Source organism: Romboutsia sp. (assembly GCF_056995035.1).
The window spans coordinates 22,304-42,798 of the sequence record NZ_JBXKIW010000045.1 but is presented as its reverse complement, the minus strand read 5'-3'; the positions used below and the strand labels follow the sequence as shown (position 1 = coordinate 42,798).

Below are 20,495 nucleotides of genomic sequence, written 5' to 3'. Positions count from 1 at the left end.
CTTCTCCACCAGTTGCTAATATTAAATTAGTATCTTTATGCTTCATTAATTCATTAGTTCCTTGTAAACTTGGTATAGTAATACATGATATAGCATCACTTGGACATCCTGCATTTACTGCAGCCTCACATATTATTTTAACAGTTTCAAGTATACATTCTTTTGCATTTGGATGTGGTGAGAAAACTATTGAGTTTCCTGATTTTATAGATATCATAGCTTTGTATATAACAGTTGATGTTGGGTTTGTCGAAGGTATAATTCCTGCAACAACTCCAACTGGTGTAGCTATGTCTATAGTTTTATTTTCTTTATCCTCATTTATTATTCCAACAGTTTTTGTATCTTTTAAAGTTTCATAAACTCCCTTAGATGCAAAAGCATTTTTAACTATTTTATCTTCCCATTTTCCAAATCCAGTTTCTTTATTAGCCATTTTTGCTAACTTAGTAGCATTTTCATATCCTGCATCAGCTATTGCCTTAACAATTTTATTTATTTGTTTTTGATTCATATTTGCTAACTCAATTTGAGCTTGTTTAGATTTTCTAACAAGAGTTCTAACTTCTTGTATAGATACTAAATCTTTATCTAGAAGTGTCATAACTATCTGTCCTTTCTGCTAAACTTTTCAGCCATATCTATTAATTCTTCTTTTCTCAAAGAATTTAAATTTTTATTTGTAAGCGAAGCATCTAATCTTTTAACTATGGTTTTAAGTTCTTTAACACTCATTTTAGATAAATCATTTTTACCTTTGTCAGTGCTTTCTTTATTTATTTCTTCGGTTTCTTTCTCTATTTTTTCAGTTTTTATCTCTACTAGGTCTTTTTCATCTTTTATATCTTCTTTAATTTGAACTTCCTCAATCATATCAATATCTTCAGAGCATTTTTCACTAAGACTTTCTTCAATTTCTTCAATTTCTTCAATTTCTTTTTTTTCTTCTTTTTTAAACAAAGCCTCAACTACATCTTGATGTAATCTTGGTATTACATGAGTTGATCTTAAGCTTCCAATTATTGATACAGATATTTGTGCACTTTCTACTGCCGACTTAACAGCTCCAACATCACCAGTTACACTTACCGTTACAATCCCACTTCCAACTTTATCAATTCCTACTAAATGTACATTGGCAGACTTTAAACAAACATCACACGCTTCTATTGCAGCAACATAACCTATTACTTCTACTAAACCTAATGCGTTAATCATTTATTTATCCTAGAATCCTGTTGGGTTATCTGCAACAGCTTTTACTGCTTCTGCAAAAGCATCACATGCTGCTTTACAAGCTGATTGAGAACCTGTAAGTAATGCTCCACCGAAGTTTGTTTCAGTTGGAGGTGCAAATAATTCACACATAGATACATCTGCTGCTTTAAGAGCTGCATCTAGTGCATACATTGCTTCAAGTGGCGGTGCTACTAAGTATGCTAATGCTTCACCTTCTTTTATTCCTGCTACTTTAGAAAGGTATGTTCCCGTTCTTGATACACAATGTGCATAATATGCTATTGAATCATCATCATTAGCACTTATAAATGTTGAACCATACTCCATAAAATCCATTACTGCATTTAATCCACTTCTTACTTCAGCTGGGCTTGGTCCTGCTATTATACCTAAAACTTCACCAGCAAGTTTAGTTGAAGCATTAGCTGCTCCTGCATACATAGACTTTGCATATACAACATCAACGTCAGATGCTTTTGTTGCTTCATCAAGTGCAGTATACGTTACATCATCACAATCTGCAGTTATTAATCCTAAACTTTTTTGATGTGGTTCTAACTCTAACTTTTGTGCCATTTCTGGACTTATATTTGAAATTATTTTAACTCCTAGTACATTAGGATGGATTACATCATTTTTCATAATTTACACTCTCCACTTAATTATTTAAGGTCTATCCCTGAAGCTTTTTTATCTAACATAGTTTTTATAAGTTCAGCTATATGAGCACCTGCCTCGACAGCAGTTGTTCCACCTTTGTGAATATTTGATATAACTGTTCTTTTAGCTTCTGCTATACCTAACTTTGGTTTATATGCAATGTATGCTGACATAGATTCAGCAGTAACAAGACCTGGCCTTTCTCCAACTAACATACATATAACATCACAATCTAACTCTTCACCTATATGGTCCATAGCACCAACTCTGCAATGTTTAACAAATAACAATTCTCCACAATCTATACCATACATTTTTAAACCTTGCTTTATAGCTGGAACACAATCTTTTAAGTTTGCTTCTATAGCTGCTGAACTTAATCCATCACCTATCATAAGCAATATCTTTTGATTAGTACCAAACTTAGACTTTATAGATTGTATAGTTTCGCTAGAGAATTTTCTACCAAGATCTGGTCTTGTTAAATATTCATCTTTGTCACTACATAAAGTTTCTACTGCAAATAAATTATTTTCTTTTATAAAGTCTTCACTTACATAAGAGAATACAGAATCTTGAGCTGCTGCATGGTCTGCTCTTACTCTTAGTGCAGTTATAGTTTTATATCTTGCTCCACATCTTCCAGTTCCTAATCTTGCTGGAGTCTTAGCTTTCATATCTAAATAAGCTTCCTTATCAGCTGGGTTTTCAACTAATAATTGCTTTTTTATATCTATTTCTGTTATGTCATCTATACAAGCATTGTTGTCAACTATACTTTCACTAACCTTAGTCGCAACCTCTTTTATAGAATTTGTATCAACTTGACCAACCATTTGGCCAACTAATTGTTCAACTAATGCTTTTAAATCCTTCTCATTCATAAATCAGATCTCCTATCCTAATAATATAGATGCATCTCCTGCTTTTTGTGTTAACTTACCATTTTTACTGAACTCCATCTTTTCCATCCACTCATCAAACTCTTTTATTGCAGTTAAACCAAACATTTCTCTTAAAGCCGCTGTTTCATGATATCCAGTTGTTTGGTAGTTAAGCATTACATCATCTCCATGAGGTATTCCCATAAAGTATGTGCACCCTGCTGCTGTTAATAATACTGCTAAATTTTCTATATCATTTTGATCTGCTTTCATATGGTTTGTATAACAAGCATCAACACCCATTGGTAATCCGCTTAATTTACCCATAAAGTGATCTTCAAGTCCAGCTCTTGTAACTTGTTTTGCATCGTACAAGTATTCAGGTCCTATAAATCCTACAACTGTGTTAACTAAGAATGGATTAAATCTCTTTGCAAATCCATAACATCTAGCCTCCATAGTAACTTGATCTATTCCATGATGAGCTTCTGAAGATAATTCTGAACCTTGTCCTGTTTCAAAATACATTACATTTGGTCCTGTACAAGTTCCTTGCTTTAACATTAATTGTCTAGCATCTTCAATTGTTTGTGCATTAAATCCAAAAGCTTCATTTCCTTTTTCAGAACCTGCTATCGATTGGAATATAAGGTCTGCTGGAGCACCTTGTTTTACTGCTTCCATTTGAGTTGTAACATGTGCAAGTACACATATTTGAGTTGGTATATCAAACTTACGTTTAACTTCATCAAATCTTTTAAGTACTTTATTTACGCTTTCAACTGAGTCATCAACTGGATTAAGTCCAAGCACAGCATCACCTATTCCATAAGTTAACCCTTCAAGTAATGATGCAAGTATTCCATCTGGATCATCAGTTGGATGATTTGGTTGAAGTCTTGCCGATAAAGTTCCAGGTTCTCCTATTGTTGTATTACAGTGAGCTTTTACTACTATTTTTTTAGCTGCATATACTAAATCCATGTTTGACATTAGTTTAGTAACAGCTGCTATCATTTCAGAAGTTAATCCTCTTGATATTCTTGATAAATCAGCAGTAGTTGTATTGCTATCTAATATCCATTCTCTAAATTCTGATACTGTAAAATCTTTTATTTCTTCATATATCTTTTCATTGATATCATCTTGTATTATTCTAGTTACCTCATCTATTTCGTAAGGAACTGCTGGATTATTTCTTATATCTTCTAATTTTATTTCTGCTAAAACAACTTTAGCAGCAACTCTTTCCTCTGCAGATTCAGCAGCAACCCCTGCTAATTTATCTCCTGATTTTTCTTCATTAGCTTTGGCCATTACATCATACAATCCTTTAAACTGATAAGTACGTCCAAATAATTTTGTTTTTAAAATCATCTACTTACCTCCCTCTATTAATTAAAAACTAAGGTTTTTATTACCACTGGTAAAACTTTACCTTCAGCTATTGGTTTTCCAATGTCAATGTAATCACCATTTTCAACTTTAATACTGTCTATACAAACAATATCTTCTTCATAGTCTAAAAGTGCATATATAGCTTGTCCTAAGACTTTCGCCATATCATTTTCAACTATTACTATAAATGGCAATTCATTTTCTATAAGTTCCCTCATTCCATTTACAAAACCACTAGCATATTCTTGTATATCTAAAAAAGTAGGATTTTTTTTACCTTGTATAGCAATCGCAACTTTTTGAAGATCCTTTTCTAATTTAAACCAACTAAGTTTATTTTTTATAGCTTGACTTATTTGTAATGAACTTCCAGCTTCTTCATCTAATGATAATTTTAAAACTGGTAGGTTTTTAATTGGAAAAGCTTCATGTGTATAGGTTATAGTACTACCACTTACTTCTGTTGTATGAGAACCTGCCCCTACTACAGTAGCCCTTATAGTTTCTAATGGCTTAATTACATTTACTGTTTTAATCTCTTCACAATTTTTAATGGCTTGTCCTAGTAAAATGCCTAAATCTCCATATTCAAAATAGTCATTTATTAATCCATCAAAATAAATATAATCAGCTACTCCACCTGAAAAAGAAACATTTTTCATTTCATCTTCTAGTTTTATAGATTTGTTAGTTACTATAAAATCAAATAAGTTATCCTTTTCCTTAAGTCCAATACTTTGTAAAAGTAAATTAACCATTACATCTATTATTGGTTTTGTGTTTTCAATAGTGGCTATAGTTCCTATTTGAAGATTTAAATTTTTATCTTTTATGATTTTTTCTATCTTAGGTGATATATAGGTGATTTTTTTACTACTTTTATCTATTTTTATAAGTCTTCCACCTATATCAAGGCATCCAGTATCTATAACTTCACCTCTTTTAAATGATGCTATGTTGCTAGTTCCTCCACCTATATCTACATTTACAACTGTTGTTGAATGTTCTTTTGAATAAATATGTGCACCTGCACCTTTTCCTGATATTATACTTTCAAGGTCAGGCCCTGCTGTTGCAACTACAAAATCTCCTGCAAATCCACTTAAGGTATGTAATACGTCATTGGCATTTTCTTTTCTAGCTGTTTCACCAGTTATTATAACTGCTCCAGTGTGTATATCTTCTTTGTTTATATTTGCTTTTTTATATTCAAATTCAACAATTTCTTTTATCTTATCTCCATTAATTTCATTATTTGAAACAAGAGGAGTAAAGTAAACTTTACTTTTGTAAATTATTTGTTTATCTACAATACTTATTCTAGGAACCGAAAAACTCGATGCAGTATTTTCTACTATTAATTTAGAAAAAATCAATTGAGTAGTACTTGTACCAATATCAATTCCAACACTTAATAACTCTTCTCTCATTTTTTCACCTCCTAAGATTTAAAGTATGTTTTAAACAAGCAAAGAGGCTCAAAGTTATAATAAATATAAGTTAAATTTAACTTAGAAATTAATGTAATTTCTTTTAAATTCACCTACTCTATTAACAACCTTAAGCCTCTTTGCTCAATTAATACTACTACTTTGTAGTTAAGTTATTAGTTTTAAATATTGATTTGTGATGGTATTTTCAATAAAATCTTTGTACCATTTTCACTTGAAAGTCTTTCAATACTTCCTTTTAATACTTGATTTATATAGCTATCGATTATAAAAGTTCCTAAACTTTTTTTGTCTAAATTATCCTCAGTAAATCCTGTTCCATCGTCTATTACTGCTATGTTTTTATATTCATCTTCTTCATTTATTAATATCTGTATATTACCTTTTTCTTTATCTTTAAATGCATGGTCGTAACAATTTTGTATAACCTCATTCATGACCAGTAAAAGTGCACTTGCTTTTTCTCCACTTATTTTAAAATCTTCTCCACTTATATAAATATTTATATCTTTATTATCACAATAGCCACCTTGGATATTGCTTACTAATAAATTGATCGCATCTAATACAGATATATTATTATCTAGTTCTTTAGATAATAAATGGTGTGTGGATAATATTGCAAATACTCTATTGGTTATATTATCTAAGCAATGCTTAACTTCTTCATTATTAGATATTCTACTTTGCTTTTTAAGTAGTGATATAACTGTATAAAGATTATTTTTAACTCTATGATGTGCTTCTCTTATTGCTACTGATTTGAGCACAAGTTCAGCTTCTTTTTGTTTTAAATCACTTATATCTTCTATTATTTTTACAATTTTAAACTCATCATCTTTGATGTGTATTGTTTTTATTTTGAAAAATAATGTATCTATACAAACTTCATTAGTTTCATCATAATCTTCATTCAATAAAATTTCCTCAAATTTTTCAGATTCTATATATAAATCATCATAGTGCATATCTTGTATATCACATATAAATCCTAATGATTTATATATTTGTACTGCATTTTTATTTTTTATTTTCAATATTCCATTTTTATCAAATACAAGTATAGCAGAATTTAAATTATCAGTTAAAAAATTATTATTTTTTATTAAATTTATAAATTCATATGACTTTTCATTTTGAGTTTTATTATTTTGATTTATATCGAATTCATGTTTTAATTCATTACTTATATCTTTTTCTACTATTAATACTCCTATAACTTCATTTTCTAAGGTTATTGGCTGAATAGTTTGTTGTACTAATTTATATTCTTGAGTTAAAGCTTTTATATCCCTAGTTGTAATTCCTAATTTTAGAGTCCTTATTACTCCTGGCTCATTTTCATTTAAGGCTTTTTTACCTACAACATTTTCACTATAAAGTGAATTATTTTCTGGCTTACCATGACACACTACAAAAGCTTCACTTTTATTTTTACTTAATATATCTATGAAAACATCACTTTCATAAAAGTTTGCCATCAATTCTAATGATTTTGAAATTTCTATGATTTTTTCAATTTGTTTTTCACTTAAATAGGTGTTTTCTATACATATTTTTCTTATCATATTATTCATCATATTATTCATCATATCCAATAATAATCATTTTAGCTATTTCAAGCATAGTGGTTCTTTTGTCCATGCTAAGCTTTCTTATTCTATTATAAGCTTCATCTTCACCTATTTTAAACTCTCTTGTCAATATACCTTTTGCTCTTTCTATTACTTTTCTTTCTACTAACTTAGAATTTATATTATCTAAATCTTTTTTCATTTTTTCAAATTCATTTACCTTTGATAAGCACATTTCTATAGTAGGTATAAGTACTTTTTCATTAGCAGGTTTTACTAAATATCCAAATGCTCCAATACTTTTAGCTTTTTCTATGTATTCACTATCTTCAAAAGAAGTTAATAAAAGTACTCCACCTGCTAAATTTTCTTTAGCTATTATTTTTCCTGCTTTTATTCCATCTAGTATTGGCATATCTATATCCATAATTACTAAGTCTGGATTGTACTTTTTGCAGTTTTCAACAGCTTCAAATCCATCACAAGCTTCTCCTACTATTTCATATCCTCTATCTTCTAATAAATCTTTTATATCGATTCTTATAAGTGGTTCATCATCCACTAATAATATTTTTTTGCCCATATATTCCACCTCACTTAAGGTCTTTACAACACTTTTTTTGTATATAACAGATATTTTAAAAATCACTTATATATTTAAGTAATTCCTCTATACCTATATTATCAATAGTATCTACTTTAAATATTTTATTAACGCCTGCCATTTCTAATCTTTCTTTTGCTATGTTGATATCGTTTTCACTATCAGCATTATTAATTTTGGTTATGATACCTATTACTTCCTTACAAAACATACTTGCAAAACCTGGTGCTATATAATTTTCTTCTTGTGTACAATCATATACTATTGCTATTACCTTTGCATCTACTGATGTTGTTATTAAAGCATTATATAATGATCTATTTTCCATATACTCGCCAGGAGTATCTATTGCATTGTTGTAAATTTCTACTGACTGTGTTTTTTTATATTTAAGCTCTAATTCATCTAGTTTTTGACATAAAGTAGTTTTACCACTTCCTGTTTTACCCATAAAAATTATATTTTTCATTGTTAAGTTCTCGTTATCTTAGTAGATGTGAAATTTAACATATTTCCTAAAACTTGTAATACTTCATCAAGTGCAGATTCTACAGAACTTATATCTCCTGTAACTACCAAAGACCCACTAAATCTATCTATAAAGCCTAATGATACACCTGATGCCTTTGTCGCAACATCTGCTGCTATTATTGATGCCTCACTTGGAGTTATTGTAAGTATTCCAATTGCATCTTTTTTATCTATTATAAGCCCTAATTTCTTATATATCTCTTCACTCGGATTTGCTATTATATGAGCAAGGGTAACTTGTTTACCTGGAACATATTCTTGAATAACTCTTTGTTTAGTATCTTGTGTCAATTGATTCCCTGCTTTCTTTTTAACTTTTAATTACTATTATTAAATAAATAGAGGCTTCTAAAAGACACATAAAAATATATCTTTAAGAAGCCTCATTGCTTTTTTATAAACTACCACGCCTTTGTGATACTTTTATTATAAAATTTCGTTTTATATTTGTCAATATTTATTTTTTCTTTTATAATAAACATTTTCCTTGATTTATTATGTCGTTATTTAATTTTACTTAGTATGTTTATTATATCTTTTTCTGTTGGCTGTTTAGGATTAGTTTTAGTACATGCATCTTTTATTGCTATCACTGCTATTTCCTCTTCTAAGTTAGTTATATCGCTACTATTTACCTTACATTCACTTAACTTAGTTGGCATATTCATTTCTTTTTGCATTTTCTTTATTTCATTAACTAAGCTTTTTACACCAACTCTTACATTAGATGAATTTAAATCTAATAAACTAGCTATATCTGCATATTTTTGTGAAGCTAAAGAGTACTTTGTATTATTATACCCTACTATATCTGCATTATATTCTATTACATGTGGAAGTAATATTGAGTTTGCTCTCCCATGAGGTACATGGAATTTACCACCTAGCACATGTGCTATAGAATGATTTATACCAAGAGATGTATTATTAAAAGCAAGTCCTGCTAAACATGATGCATTGTGCATTTTTTCTCTAGCTTCAAGATTTTCTCCATCTTTATATGATTTAATTAAATATTTAAAAACTAACTTTATAGCTTTTTCAGCAAGTGCATCTGAAAAATCATTTGCATTAGTTGATACATAAGCTTCTATTGCATGAGTAAGTACATCCATACCAGTATCCGCTGTTATAAAGTTTGGTACTGTTTTTACTAGTTCTGGATCTAATATAGCTACGTCTGGAAGAAGTTCATCTGACACTAATGGATACTTCGTTCCTCTTTGACTATCTGTTATTACAGAAAAAGATGTAACCTCTGACCCTGTTCCGCTAGTCGTTGGAATTGCTATAAATTCTATTTTTTGTGTTTTTAAGATTTTCTTTGAAAAATCCATTATAGCTTTTGCTGCATCTATTACAGATCCTCCGCCTAAAGCTATAATAACTTCTGGTTTTACTTTATTAAATACTTCTACTCCACTTACTATTGTTTCTATTGGTGGGTCTGGAATTATATCGCTAAATATTTCATAGTCAGATTCACTAATGTGTTCTACTATTTTATCTATCATTTTAGATTTGATCATAAATGGATCTGTAATTATTAATATTTTCTTATTTTTTATTTCATTAAGCGATTTTAAAGACCCCTCTCCAAATTTTATTTTAGTTTTTATTTCAAAATTATACACTTTTTATCTCTCCCTTTTTATTCAGTGTTTGCGTAAAAACAAAAAACTCCATAGATTTAATCTATGGAGCTTCATTGCTCTTTGAACACTACTTTGTGTTATCATTTTTAATATACTATCTGAGCAAAATATTGTCAATAAAATTTAACTTAATCTTATCTAAATTCATTTTTCTCTCTTGCTGTTTTTTGATCATTTCTAAGATTGTGTTGTTTAGTCAAAGTTTTGTTACTATATTTAGGTTCTCTTTCAGAGGCTATTTTTACGTTAACTTCTGTGCTATTAGCACCATTTATACCTAATTCTTCTGCTACCTCTGCTTTTTCTGTTTTGTAATCTTGCATCTTTCTTATGTTTGCTCTTTTTCTATGAGTCATGTTGTCACATCCTTTTGGTTTTATTTCTATCCTTATTATTACACGCATTCCTTTTTAAAATTCTTGTAAAAATTTTCATATATCTATATAAGCTGCTATCTAATTTCCATGTATATCTTTAAATTTTTCTTTATCTATCATAACATCACTTTTTCCATAAGCTGCTTTACTAAATATTCTTTCAGCTTCTATTAAATCTAGACCTTTTATAGTCATTTTTTCAGGTTTAGCTTCACCTAAACCATCTTTATATAATCCATATAAATAACATACTGCCTGTGGTAAAAATCCAAGTAACCTTGCACCTATAACATCTGCTGCAAGTGGATCTGTAGATGCTATTATTAGACCTGGAGTATCTACTGCCATACCATTTGTAGGTCCAGTTCCTATCATTGCTTTGTCACAACTTATTATACTTAAATCTATAGGTACTTTATTTGCAAAGCTTCTTATGAATCCATGTAAATCTTCATGTATTCCTGTTTGTTTTTTAGGATATCCATGAATTTCAGCCGGTGGCCATCCCATTGCTATGTTTTTTATAGCGGCTGTTACTGTCGCTTCTTCATGTTGCTTTAGTTGAGTAAATGATATTATAACGTCAGCTTCATTTATTACTTTGTTTATAGGAGTTGATTTAATTATTTCGTGATTTAATTCTAAATCTATGTATGGTCCATAGTTCATATCAATAAATTCTACACCTTCATCTTCTAATACTTTATCATACCCTACTTCTTTCATTACATCAGGTGTTCTTGCCCCACCTGAACCTACTGCTATATATATCTTTGATGGGTTTTTAGTTTTAACATATTGTATAAGCTTTTTAAGTGTTTTAGGCCCTACTACTACACCATCTTTTGGTTTTTTATCTTTAACCCAATTTGGTGTTATTATTACTTTATTTCCTTCTTGTATAACTTTATCTATTGGTAACAAATCTAATGCTTTTTCTAATGACTTTCCTTCGCTCATTGCTTTTGTTATGGCTACTATTGGTTCTTTTACTTTACGTTCTCTTATCATAATTTCACCTCATTTTAATAATTTATCTATTAAATTATTTACATTTATTCATATAAAGATACAAAAAAATCCTCTCAGTTTAAATAACTAATGAGGATTTTAACACTTCATTAAATCTTCTATTTAAATTTTTGTATATTCAAAAATCATTGTCACAAAAGCTTTAACATCAATAGTTCCTTCTTGTATAGGAGTCGGAACTCCATTAGTAGCATAACCTTTTACAGAACCATAATTTGGATAAGTACTATAATTCTCCTCAGATATTAATAAAGGAGTCATATTCAAATCAACATTGATACTATTAGATATCTTTTTAGCTTTTTTAGTAGCATTTATAATAGCTTTTTCTAGTGCATTTCTATAAAGAACACTAGGATATTTAATAGAAAAATCTACACCAAGTATAGTATTAGCACCACTTTTAGTAGATGTATCAATTACAGTACCAACCTTAGATATATCATCTATAACAATTTTAAAAATATGAGTAACACTATATCCCACAAGCTTTTTATTTGGCTCACTGTAATCATATATAGGAACTATATTATATTGTAGAGTTTCAATATTTTCTTTTGGTATACCTAAATCATATAATGAATTTAAAAGCTGATTTGCTAGTTTTGAATTTTCAAGTTGAGTTTCACTTGCCTCATTTCCTTGTGTAATAACTCCTAGTCTAACTATTGCTAAATCGGGTTTTATGCTTATAACACCTTCTCCATAAACTTTTAAAGTATTATCTTTACACTGAGAACAATCATCTCTAGTTGATTTTTTTACATTACTATAAAATCGATTATATGGATATTTCCCTGGAAAATAATTCATAATTACTCCTCCTTTAGCGTTACTATATTATATTAAAAAAATTTAAAATATGTGAAATAATTAAAATTTTTTTAATATATTTAATTAACTCGTTGTGCTAGTTAAATTAATCTATCTATTTTAAGCTATATTCATTTTAAATAATGTAATTTTTTTTGTATCATATGTAACCTTTTATTAAATGTAATAATATATTATAGTACATAGGTTATAAAATCATCTATGAATTATGTAATTTAAGGAGTATGATTATATGGGTAACTATGAATCAAATAGAAATGGTTGGAAAGATGATTGCTGCTGTGAATCAAATAAAAAAGATTGGAAAGATAAGGAACATGAATGCGATCATCATGACAAAGATCATCATAAAAAAGAAGAATGTTGCTGTAAAGAAAGTATGAAAGAAGCTTTAAAATTATTAAAAGACCCAAAAATATATCCAAATCTTAAAATTGATCATTTTGCATTTATAGGGCACCACTATACAGTCGGAACTTTCCTTGAAGAAGATGCAGATCAAGGTAATGATAATCTAAGCTTCCCTTGTGCTACATTTAATGGTTTTGACTCTTGTAATTGTGACTTAGTAAATATAGTACCTACTGACAAAATATATTATCCTCATGATACTGGAAATCCTTCAAGTGCTCATAAATTAGATTTATATATAAACCGAGTATCTTTATGTGATCTAGAAGCTATCTCATTCTTCTTTGATTGCTCTAAAGCTGAGTTCGAAGCTGATTTAACTGCATTACTTGATAAACATCATGAAAAATGTTACTTTAAATGTGATGAATGTTGCTGTAATAATGGAATTTTCAATGCGATTTCTAACTCTAACCAAGTTAATTTAACTGCTGGATGGCTAGCTGTGAAGGATGCTAAGGTACTAGGTAGAATAGGAAATGTTTTAGTTCTTTCTAATACTGGTTCTGAAAAACAAATATACTTTGTTTGCTTAGATTCTGTAGGATTTATTAATATTTAAGATAAAATTTCATGAAAAATAACTTCTACAAATAAAAATTATTTATTCTTTGAAATAAGGTACTTCAAATAAAGTGTGTATTCTTCTAAAAAAGGAAGGTGCACACTTTTTATATTGAATAAAAGTGAAATTTCAAGAAATGGATACCAAAGCCTCAAGTATTTGTGGATGTGCACCCTCACTATAATCATTTTTAAAACTGTACATATTATTCCCCCTACTTATTATGATTTTGAATTATTGTATAATACTTCCTGGATTTAAATGTTTTTAGATTTACATTATCATTTTTTTGATATATATTCCTATAAAATTTATTAATAATTATATTCAAAAATCATATTTTAGTTATAAAATACATTGATTTTACTTTATAATTATTTTAGTATATAATTAGATTATGAATCATTATTACCATTATTTATTAAGTTTTTATTTTATATAATTATATTGAATGTAATGAGAGGAGAGATTTGTATGTCGATAAAAATAGTCACTGATAGTACATCTTATATGCCAACAGAGTATCTTCAAAAATATGATATTTCTGTTGTTTCATTAAATGTTTTTATGGATGATAAGAGCACTCGTGAGTTAGATGTAGATAATAAGTTATTTTATGATGAAATGAATGCTTCAAATGAGGTTCCAAAGTCATCTCAACCTATACCTAATGAGATGTTAAATATTTTTGAAAATATAGTTAAAAACGATGATTCTGTAATAGGTATATTTCTATCATCTAGCATGAGTGGTACTTTCTCAAGTGCTAACTTAATTAAAAATATTATTTTAGAGGATTTTCCTAATGCCGATATCACTATAATAGATTCTAAAACTAACTGTATGCAAATGGGATTTGCAGCTATAGAAGGAGCAAAGGCTTGTCTAGAAGGAAAATCTAAAGATGATATAATTGATACTATAAATCACGTATTAACTCATAGTAGATTCTTATTTTCACCAGATACGCTAGATTATCTAAAAAAAGGTGGAAGAATAGGGAGTGCTTCTGCACTTTTAGGAAATATACTTCAAATAAAGCCTATTCTTACCGTTAAGGATGGTGAAACTTCTGTATTTACTAAGGTTAGAACTAGGAAAAAAGCAGTTGATACTATAGTTAATGCTGTCTTTGAAGATATAGAAGAGAATGGTTTTGGTGGTATTATTGTTCATCATATAAACTGTGAAGAAGAAGGATTAAAGGTTGCTAAAAGATTAGAAGAAAAGTTAAATATAACTGTTAAAACGCAGCCTATTGGCCCTGTCATAGGACTTCATGTAGGACCTGGAAGTATTGGTATTGCTTATCATACAAAATAAAGAAAAAGGCATTAAATTCAAGATATAAAATCTTGAATTTAATGCCTTTAATATTTTCATGCTATCTTATTATTATTATTATTTATTCATACCTTTTTAATTATGTAATAGTTACCACCACGTACACCCGTTTTCTTATGTTTCATTCTTTGTCGATATTGAAAAATTTATTCCTAATTGTATTGTAATCCTACTAGTTCATCTATTTCTTCAGTTGGATTATATTCACCTAGTATAGCGTCTATATCTAGTATAGAATCTGCTTTAGTTATATTGTTAAGTAATATGCTATAAAGTGATATTACATGCTCTTCTTTATATCCAAACTTCTTTATATTATCTATTATATCTTCAATCATATCTAGCTTATCGTCATTAAACATTGACATCATATCTAATATGTATTGTATTTGTTGTGATTTACTATCTCTCATTATTCCATCATTTAGCATTTGAATATATAAATACTGTATAGTATCATTTAATCTATTTCTCATAAATATACCTCCTAAATTGCATTTGTTTTATATGATTCGACAAAATAAAAGAAATACCTTTATTTATTTATTTTCTACCTTATATGTAAATATTATAAGCTCTTCTAATAATTAATATCAATTTTACTGTTTAATATTATTTAAAATAAAATACTAAGTTCTTTTATAAGAAGAAAAAACAACCATCTTAGTAAATAACTAGTCTAGTTGTTTTTTTCTTTTTTTCTTTTTGTATATTTTTTTCTTTTTAATTTTAGATTTTCTAGGTAGCTCAACTACTAAAGCGTCCTCTGCCTCAGTAATAGTTGCACCTATAGCTACATTTTGATTTTGTAAAGCTTGATTTGATTGTAATATATTTCTTTTCGCTGAAATTAATGCTAGATCTGCTGATACCAGACTTAAAAAAATTATAATTAAGTTTAAATCCGTATCATTTAGTTCTTCACCTATGACATATGCTAGTGTTGAAGATAATAGTACAAAATCTGCATATGAAAAACTATCTAATCCTAAATCAAGAGTTTGATTTGAATTATTCGTATTACAGTTTGATGAATTAGTTTTAGTGCCTTTATTATTATCCATAAATTAGCCCAGCTCCTTTACGGTAAATATTTCAATACTAAATTATATTCAAAATTATAAGATTTACTACAAAGTTAATCGATAACTATATTGTTTTAACCATTCTTCTTCTTTTTTGTATTCTGGCATTATACTTTCCACCAATTTATAAAAATCCTTTGAATGATTCATATGAACTAAGTGACTAAATTCATGAACTAATATATATTGTATAGCTTTGGGTCTTACCATTACTATCTTAGAATTTATATAAATTGCACCTTTAGAAGTACATGATCCCCATCTTTTCTTTTGTTCTTTTACCTTTAATACATTTGGTGTTAATTTTTCCATTATCTTTGAATTTTCTTTGCACTTTTCTAGAGAATTTAATATTACCTTTTCACTTTCTTTTTTATACCAATCTTTTAAAGTTTTTTTTATATATTCATTGTCTTCATTACTAGTTTCTACTATTATTTTGTTTTCTTTTTTCAATACATTAGAATTTTTCAATTTATGGATTTTTATAATTTTTAGTATATGTTCTTCTCCTAAGTAAAAAAGTATGCTTCCACTTTTTAATTCATTTCCTTCATTAACGTCTTTCATATCTTTATATTCATCAAGCTTTTTTAATATCCAATCGGCTTTTTCTATTAAAATATCTTTTAAAATTTTCTCATTTACATTAGGAGGACTTACTATTGTTATGCTGTCTTTAGGTTTTATTATAATAGTTATACTTTTTCTTTTTCTATATATTACTAAAGACTTTATATATGTATTTGTATATTTCACATATATTTCACTTTGATTTTTATCTTTCCCCATACTAATCACAACCTTCTTTATTTATAATATGCTCCCCAGAAGGTTTCTATAGTTTCACCATCTGGTACTTTTGGGAACTACTAAATATTGTGACTCAATACCTGCTACTAGCGTTTACCCAAAGCATAGTCATATTATCTTCTGTTACACTATATGTAGTTATCATACCTGGATTTATATTAGCTATATTTTGAACTATATTATTTTTATTATAAATTCGTTTTCAAATCTTATTCTATTATTTTTCAGCTAAATTTGTCTAGCATTATTTTATATTTTAATCTAAAAATGAATCATCTTACATCTTAGATGATTCATTTTAGGTTGATTTTTACATTTTATTTAAATTATTTTTTTATATTAGCTTCATTATTCAATTGTTCTATATGATTTACATAACTCTCATCTAATATAGTTTGTTTTATTAATTTTTTACATTCATTAATATCTTTTAATCGTTCTCTTTTATCATTAACTTTTATTATATGATACCCATAACTAGTTTGTATTATATTCGATACCTGTTGTTCTTCTAATTTAAAGGCTTCCTTAGTAAATTCAATATTTTTATTTTCTTTTGAAATATAGCCTATATTTCCACCGTTCTTTCCACTAAATTTATCATCAGAATATATCTTAGCTAGTTCTTCAAAACTCTGCCCTTCATTTATTTTTTGTAATGCTTCTTGAGCCTTTTCTTTTATTGTTACTTTTTCTTCATCACTTGCTTCCTTTTCATCTTGGTCTAATGTAGATATTAATATATGAGACACATTTACCTCATCTACATTAAACTTATCTTTGTTTTCATTATAATAATTTGTTATTTCATCATCACTTATTTCTATATTACCTTTGTATTCTCGTTGATATTTTTCTACTGCTAAGTCTTTTGAAATTGCTTTTAATAAATATTCTTTGCCTATGCCTATATTTTCTACTTCCTTTTTATACATAATATTAGAATTTATAGATTTTTGCATATCTTCATATCTTAAATTAATTTCTTCCTCTGTTGGTGTTAATCCTTTTTCTTTCGCCACTTGATATACCACTTCATAATCTATTAAAAATGAAATTATTAATTCTTCCATTTTAGATTTATTTTCTTTTCTAAGAACTTTTTCAATATTTTCTGCGTATTTACCATCTTTATAATTATTAGTAGTGTTCACAACTTCTATAACTTTTTCATATTCTGCCTTAGTTATATTAACTCCGTTTACACTAGCTATATTATCGCTACTACATCCTAAGAGTAATAAAGATAAGATACCTATCACACTTATATAAATTCTCTTTTTCACTACAACACCCTCATTTATTATGTCTTTATTTATACAAATTTCCTAACCAGAAATTTTGTGGATTTTGATTTTCATCTATTGGTAAAAGCTGATAGTCTTCACTTATTAAGTATTTTATCATTTCCTCTAATACTTCTACTGATTGCTTTTTCTCATGCATTAATACCACTATTTCATCTTCATCTTTAGAATAACGCTTTACATTCCCTATTATTTGACTAGAGTTATCTCTCCAATCCTGAGTGTCTATATCCCAGTCCCATAACTTATACCCAGCATCTACTAAAGTTTCATATGACTTACTTGACGCATATGGTTTACTCCCATATGGCAATCTTATTACATTTGATTTTCTTCCTGTTATTTTATAAAAAGTTCCACTATTTACGTCAAACTCTTCTTTTGCTGAACTATAATTTTCATACAGTTTATGTATATCATGAGATACACTATGAAAACCTGCAGTATTTCCACTTTCAATTATATTTTTAACTTGTTCTGGATATTTTCTCATATTTCTATCTATCATAAAAAATGTTGCTTTAGCATCATATTTATTTAGGGTTTGTATTATATTTTCTGTATATTTAGAAGGCCCATCATCTATTGTTATATATGCCACTTTTCCATTGCTTTTACTTGGCCCCTTATTCACTTCTTGACTTGTATCATAAATTAGTTTTGTTATAGTTGTATTAGATAAATTACTATCTCTTGATTCTTCTTCATTATGATTATAACTATACCCTACATTAATATTAATTGCTAATACACCTAATGTAATTACTCCTGTACTCAATATTATAGTTAGACTTTGCTTTGCTTTTTTATCCATATTTGTTCCTCCTATCTCTGCCTTGATATTTAAGTTTTGTCGTTTAGGAACATCTTTTTATTTGAACATGTGTATGAACGTTTTGATTTAATAATAAATATTCTTTTATTTTTTTTAACTTACTTTCTTTTATAGTATTAGTCAATTTTCTTCTTTTATCACCTTTATATAAAATTCCAAAAAATAAATAAATATGAAAAAAAACTCAAAGTTTTCACTTTGAGTTTTTTTCATATTTATCTATTATGCTGATTTTTTTGATTTATCTTCTTCAATCTTTTTAGTCATAGTATTGTAAACTGGTAGACCTATCGCTGTTACTACAAGTCCTCCTAATGATACCATAGTAGTTTGCATACCAGATAAGAATAATTGATTTATTATAACGTATAATCCACTTACTATTGCTACCATTGGTATTACTGGATATAAAGGTACTTTATATGGTCTGTGTAAATTTGGTTGATCTTTTCTTAACTTCATAACTCCTATGAATGTTAATACATAGAATATCCATACAGCAAATACTGCTAAATCACTTAATAAGTTAAATTGTCCAGATAAAGCATATAATGAAGCAAGTATTGCCATTGATATTGTTGCATTAGCTGGTGCTTGAGCATTGTTTAACTTAGATAAGAATTTATATCCTGGTAAAGTTTTTTGCTCTGCTATCGTATAAGCAATTCTTGGTCCTGTTAATAAGTATCCATTTAATGCACCAAATACTGATACTAATATACCAACAGTTATTATCTTCCCACCAATTGGTCCAAACATCGCTTCCGCAACTGCTCCTGCTGGTGATGATACACTTGCTAATTCACTAGCTGGTAATACCCAAAGATATGCTAAATTTATAATTACGTAAATTGCCATAACTAATGATAATCCACCAACTATTGCCTTTGGTAAATCTTTACCTGGATTTTTCATTTCTCCAGCTAAAGCCCCAACGTTTATCCAACCATCATAAGCAAATAATACTGCTATTAATAATTGTCCTAATACTCCACCTGCACTTACACCTTCTCCTACTAGCGGAGTCATTATTGGATTTTGTCCAGATCCTTTTATAAATCCAAATATCATTATTACTGCAAGAGGTATTAATTTACCTACAGTAGCAACCGTTTGTATAGCTCCACCTGTTTTAGATCCTAAAGTATTAAGTCCTGCTACTAATAATATCATTCCTATAGCTATAGGAAGTAATAAAGAAGGATTTCCTATTAAACCTGATGCTTGATCTGCAAATATAACTGCTAATGCTGCTATAGTTCCTGGGAAGAATAATACCGTTTGCATCCACCCTGTTAAGAATCCTAATTTTTTACCATAGATTTCTTCTATATATACCATCATTCCACCTGTTTTAGGTATTGCTGCTGAAACTTCTGCAGCCGTAAGTCCTGCTGCTATTGTCATAATTCCTGCTAATACCCATGCTATCATTCCAAGTCCTGGTTCTCCACCAGTTGCTGAGTAAACTGCTTGAGGTTTAAAGAATACCCCTCCACCTATAACCATCCCAACAACAGTTGATAAAGCTGCAGATAATCCAATGTTTTTTTGAAGTTGATTGTTTTCCATCTCGCTCTCCTTAAATTATGATTTTTATTTTATTGCACACTATAATTATAATACATTTTTTATTAGTTTCAATACATTTTTTCCTATCTTACGACAATATTACTCTTAATTATACATTTTGTGAATTTTTCCACTTGATATATTTCTTTTTTCTAACTATTCAATATATTTTTAAAATTTAATTTATTTATCAAACATTGATATTCACTTATGTTCGTACATTTTCCTTTATGTTATAATTCAAAACATTTTATTAATCAACGTCATGGCAAATGTTTTCCTTTTAGTTTTTTCAATATATAATTTTTTTCAAATGAAAAATTT

At 28.3% G+C, this 20,495-nt stretch carries 22 protein-coding genes; 2 read left to right on the top strand and 20 right to left on the bottom strand.

Translation table 11 applies throughout. The features are described 5' to 3' along the window. From AC11VW_RS06015 to AC11VW_RS05950, 14 genes are all read right to left on the bottom strand, one after another. A partial coding sequence (locus tag AC11VW_RS06015) for an aldehyde dehydrogenase family protein (RefSeq protein WP_484300494.1) occupies window positions 1-604 on the bottom strand: 604 nt, incomplete at its 3' end. 2 nt (window positions 605-606) lie between these two features. After that, window positions 607-1,218, bottom strand: coding sequence for a BMC domain-containing protein (locus AC11VW_RS06010; RefSeq protein ID WP_484300493.1), 612 nt, complete (start codon window positions 1,216-1,218; stop codon window positions 607-609). A 9-nt stretch (window positions 1,219-1,227) separates the two neighbouring features. Next, window positions 1,228-1,881 (bottom strand): ethanolamine utilization microcompartment protein EutL, encoded by a 654-nt coding sequence (gene eutL, locus AC11VW_RS06005; protein ID WP_484300492.1) that lies wholly within the window; start codon window positions 1,879-1,881, stop codon window positions 1,228-1,230. Window positions 1,882-1,901: 20 nt separating this feature from the next. Next, on the bottom strand, window positions 1,902-2,783 hold the full coding sequence (gene eutC, locus AC11VW_RS06000) for an ethanolamine ammonia-lyase subunit EutC (RefSeq protein ID WP_484300491.1): 882 nt from the start codon (window positions 2,781-2,783) through the stop codon (window positions 1,902-1,904). A 12-nt stretch (window positions 2,784-2,795) separates the two neighbouring features. Then, complete coding sequence (locus AC11VW_RS05995) at window positions 2,796-4,160, bottom strand: ethanolamine ammonia-lyase subunit EutB (RefSeq protein WP_484300490.1); 1,365 nt, start codon at window positions 4,158-4,160, stop codon at window positions 2,796-2,798. Between the two features lie 17 nt (window positions 4,161-4,177). Then, the gene (gene eutA, locus AC11VW_RS05990) at window positions 4,178-5,611 is read right to left on the bottom strand and encodes an ethanolamine ammonia-lyase reactivating factor EutA (RefSeq protein ID WP_484300489.1); all 1,434 of its coding nucleotides are present in this window, start codon (window positions 5,609-5,611) and stop codon (window positions 4,178-4,180) included. Between the two features lie 182 nt (window positions 5,612-5,793). Beyond that, a complete protein-coding gene (locus AC11VW_RS05985; protein WP_484300488.1) occupies window positions 5,794-7,212 on the bottom strand; it encodes a sensor histidine kinase in 1,419 nt (472 codons plus the stop codon). Between the two features lies 1 nt (window position 7,213). Further along, complete coding sequence (locus tag AC11VW_RS05980) at window positions 7,214-7,789, bottom strand: ANTAR domain-containing response regulator (protein ID WP_484300487.1); 576 nt, start codon at window positions 7,787-7,789, stop codon at window positions 7,214-7,216. 55 nt (window positions 7,790-7,844) lie between these two features. Continuing rightward, the gene (locus AC11VW_RS05975) at window positions 7,845-8,279 is read right to left on the bottom strand and encodes a EutP/PduV family microcompartment system protein (RefSeq protein ID WP_484300486.1); all 435 of its coding nucleotides are present in this window, start codon (window positions 8,277-8,279) and stop codon (window positions 7,845-7,847) included. 2 nt (window positions 8,280-8,281) lie between these two features. Continuing rightward, window positions 8,282-8,632, bottom strand: a complete 351-nt coding sequence (eutS, locus tag AC11VW_RS05970) for an ethanolamine utilization microcompartment protein EutS (protein WP_484300485.1) — start codon at window positions 8,630-8,632, stop codon at window positions 8,282-8,284. 212 nt (window positions 8,633-8,844) lie between these two features. Then, the gene (locus AC11VW_RS05965; RefSeq protein WP_484300484.1) at window positions 8,845-9,975 is read right to left on the bottom strand and encodes a 1-propanol dehydrogenase PduQ; all 1,131 of its coding nucleotides are present in this window, start codon (window positions 9,973-9,975) and stop codon (window positions 8,845-8,847) included. Window positions 9,976-10,130: 155 nt separating this feature from the next. Beyond that, window positions 10,131-10,352, bottom strand: coding sequence for a hypothetical protein (locus tag AC11VW_RS05960; protein WP_484300483.1), 222 nt, complete (start codon window positions 10,350-10,352; stop codon window positions 10,131-10,133). 99 nt (window positions 10,353-10,451) lie between these two features. Then, the gene (locus AC11VW_RS05955; RefSeq protein ID WP_484300482.1) at window positions 10,452-11,384 is read right to left on the bottom strand and encodes a DUF362 domain-containing protein; all 933 of its coding nucleotides are present in this window, start codon (window positions 11,382-11,384) and stop codon (window positions 10,452-10,454) included. A 123-nt stretch (window positions 11,385-11,507) separates the two neighbouring features. Next, entirely contained in the window at window positions 11,508-12,218 is a 711-nt protein-coding gene (locus AC11VW_RS05950) for an SIMPL domain-containing protein (RefSeq protein ID WP_484300481.1), read from the bottom strand. 253 nt (window positions 12,219-12,471) lie between these two features. Here AC11VW_RS05950 and AC11VW_RS05945 point away from each other — a divergent pair, with 253 nt between their 5' ends. Continuing rightward, a complete protein-coding gene (locus tag AC11VW_RS05945) occupies window positions 12,472-13,212 on the top strand; it encodes a CotA family spore coat protein (protein WP_484300480.1) in 741 nt (246 codons plus the stop codon). Between the two features lie 477 nt (window positions 13,213-13,689). Next, window positions 13,690-14,538, top strand: a complete 849-nt coding sequence (locus tag AC11VW_RS05940) for a DegV family protein (RefSeq protein WP_484300479.1) — start codon at window positions 13,690-13,692, stop codon at window positions 14,536-14,538. Window positions 14,539-14,711: 173 nt separating this feature from the next. Here AC11VW_RS05940 and AC11VW_RS05935 read toward each other — a convergent pair whose 3' ends face one another. The 6 genes from AC11VW_RS05935 to AC11VW_RS05910 all read right to left on the bottom strand — a co-directional run bounded on the left by AC11VW_RS05935 (window position 14,712) and on the right by AC11VW_RS05910 (window position 20,171). Continuing rightward, window positions 14,712-15,035, bottom strand: coding sequence for a hypothetical protein (locus tag AC11VW_RS05935; protein WP_484300478.1), 324 nt, complete (start codon window positions 15,033-15,035; stop codon window positions 14,712-14,714). A 198-nt stretch (window positions 15,036-15,233) separates the two neighbouring features. Continuing rightward, the gene (locus AC11VW_RS05930) at window positions 15,234-15,623 is read right to left on the bottom strand and encodes a hypothetical protein (RefSeq protein ID WP_484300477.1); all 390 of its coding nucleotides are present in this window, start codon (window positions 15,621-15,623) and stop codon (window positions 15,234-15,236) included. Between the two features lie 66 nt (window positions 15,624-15,689). Continuing rightward, window positions 15,690-16,436: a M48 family metallopeptidase gene (locus AC11VW_RS05925; protein ID WP_484300476.1), complete on the bottom strand. Its 747-nt coding sequence runs from the start codon at window positions 16,434-16,436 to the stop codon at window positions 15,690-15,692. A 347-nt stretch (window positions 16,437-16,783) separates the two neighbouring features. Beyond that, on the bottom strand, window positions 16,784-17,743 hold the full coding sequence (locus AC11VW_RS05920) for a peptidylprolyl isomerase (RefSeq protein WP_484300475.1): 960 nt from the start codon (window positions 17,741-17,743) through the stop codon (window positions 16,784-16,786). 25 nt (window positions 17,744-17,768) lie between these two features. Continuing rightward, window positions 17,769-18,578, bottom strand: a complete 810-nt coding sequence (locus AC11VW_RS05915; RefSeq protein WP_484300474.1) for a polysaccharide deacetylase family protein — start codon at window positions 18,576-18,578, stop codon at window positions 17,769-17,771. A gap of 243 nt (window positions 18,579-18,821) precedes the next feature. After that, window positions 18,822-20,171, bottom strand: coding sequence for an APC family permease (locus AC11VW_RS05910; RefSeq protein WP_484300473.1), 1,350 nt, complete (start codon window positions 20,169-20,171; stop codon window positions 18,822-18,824). Between the last annotated feature and the right edge of the window lie 324 nt (window positions 20,172-20,495).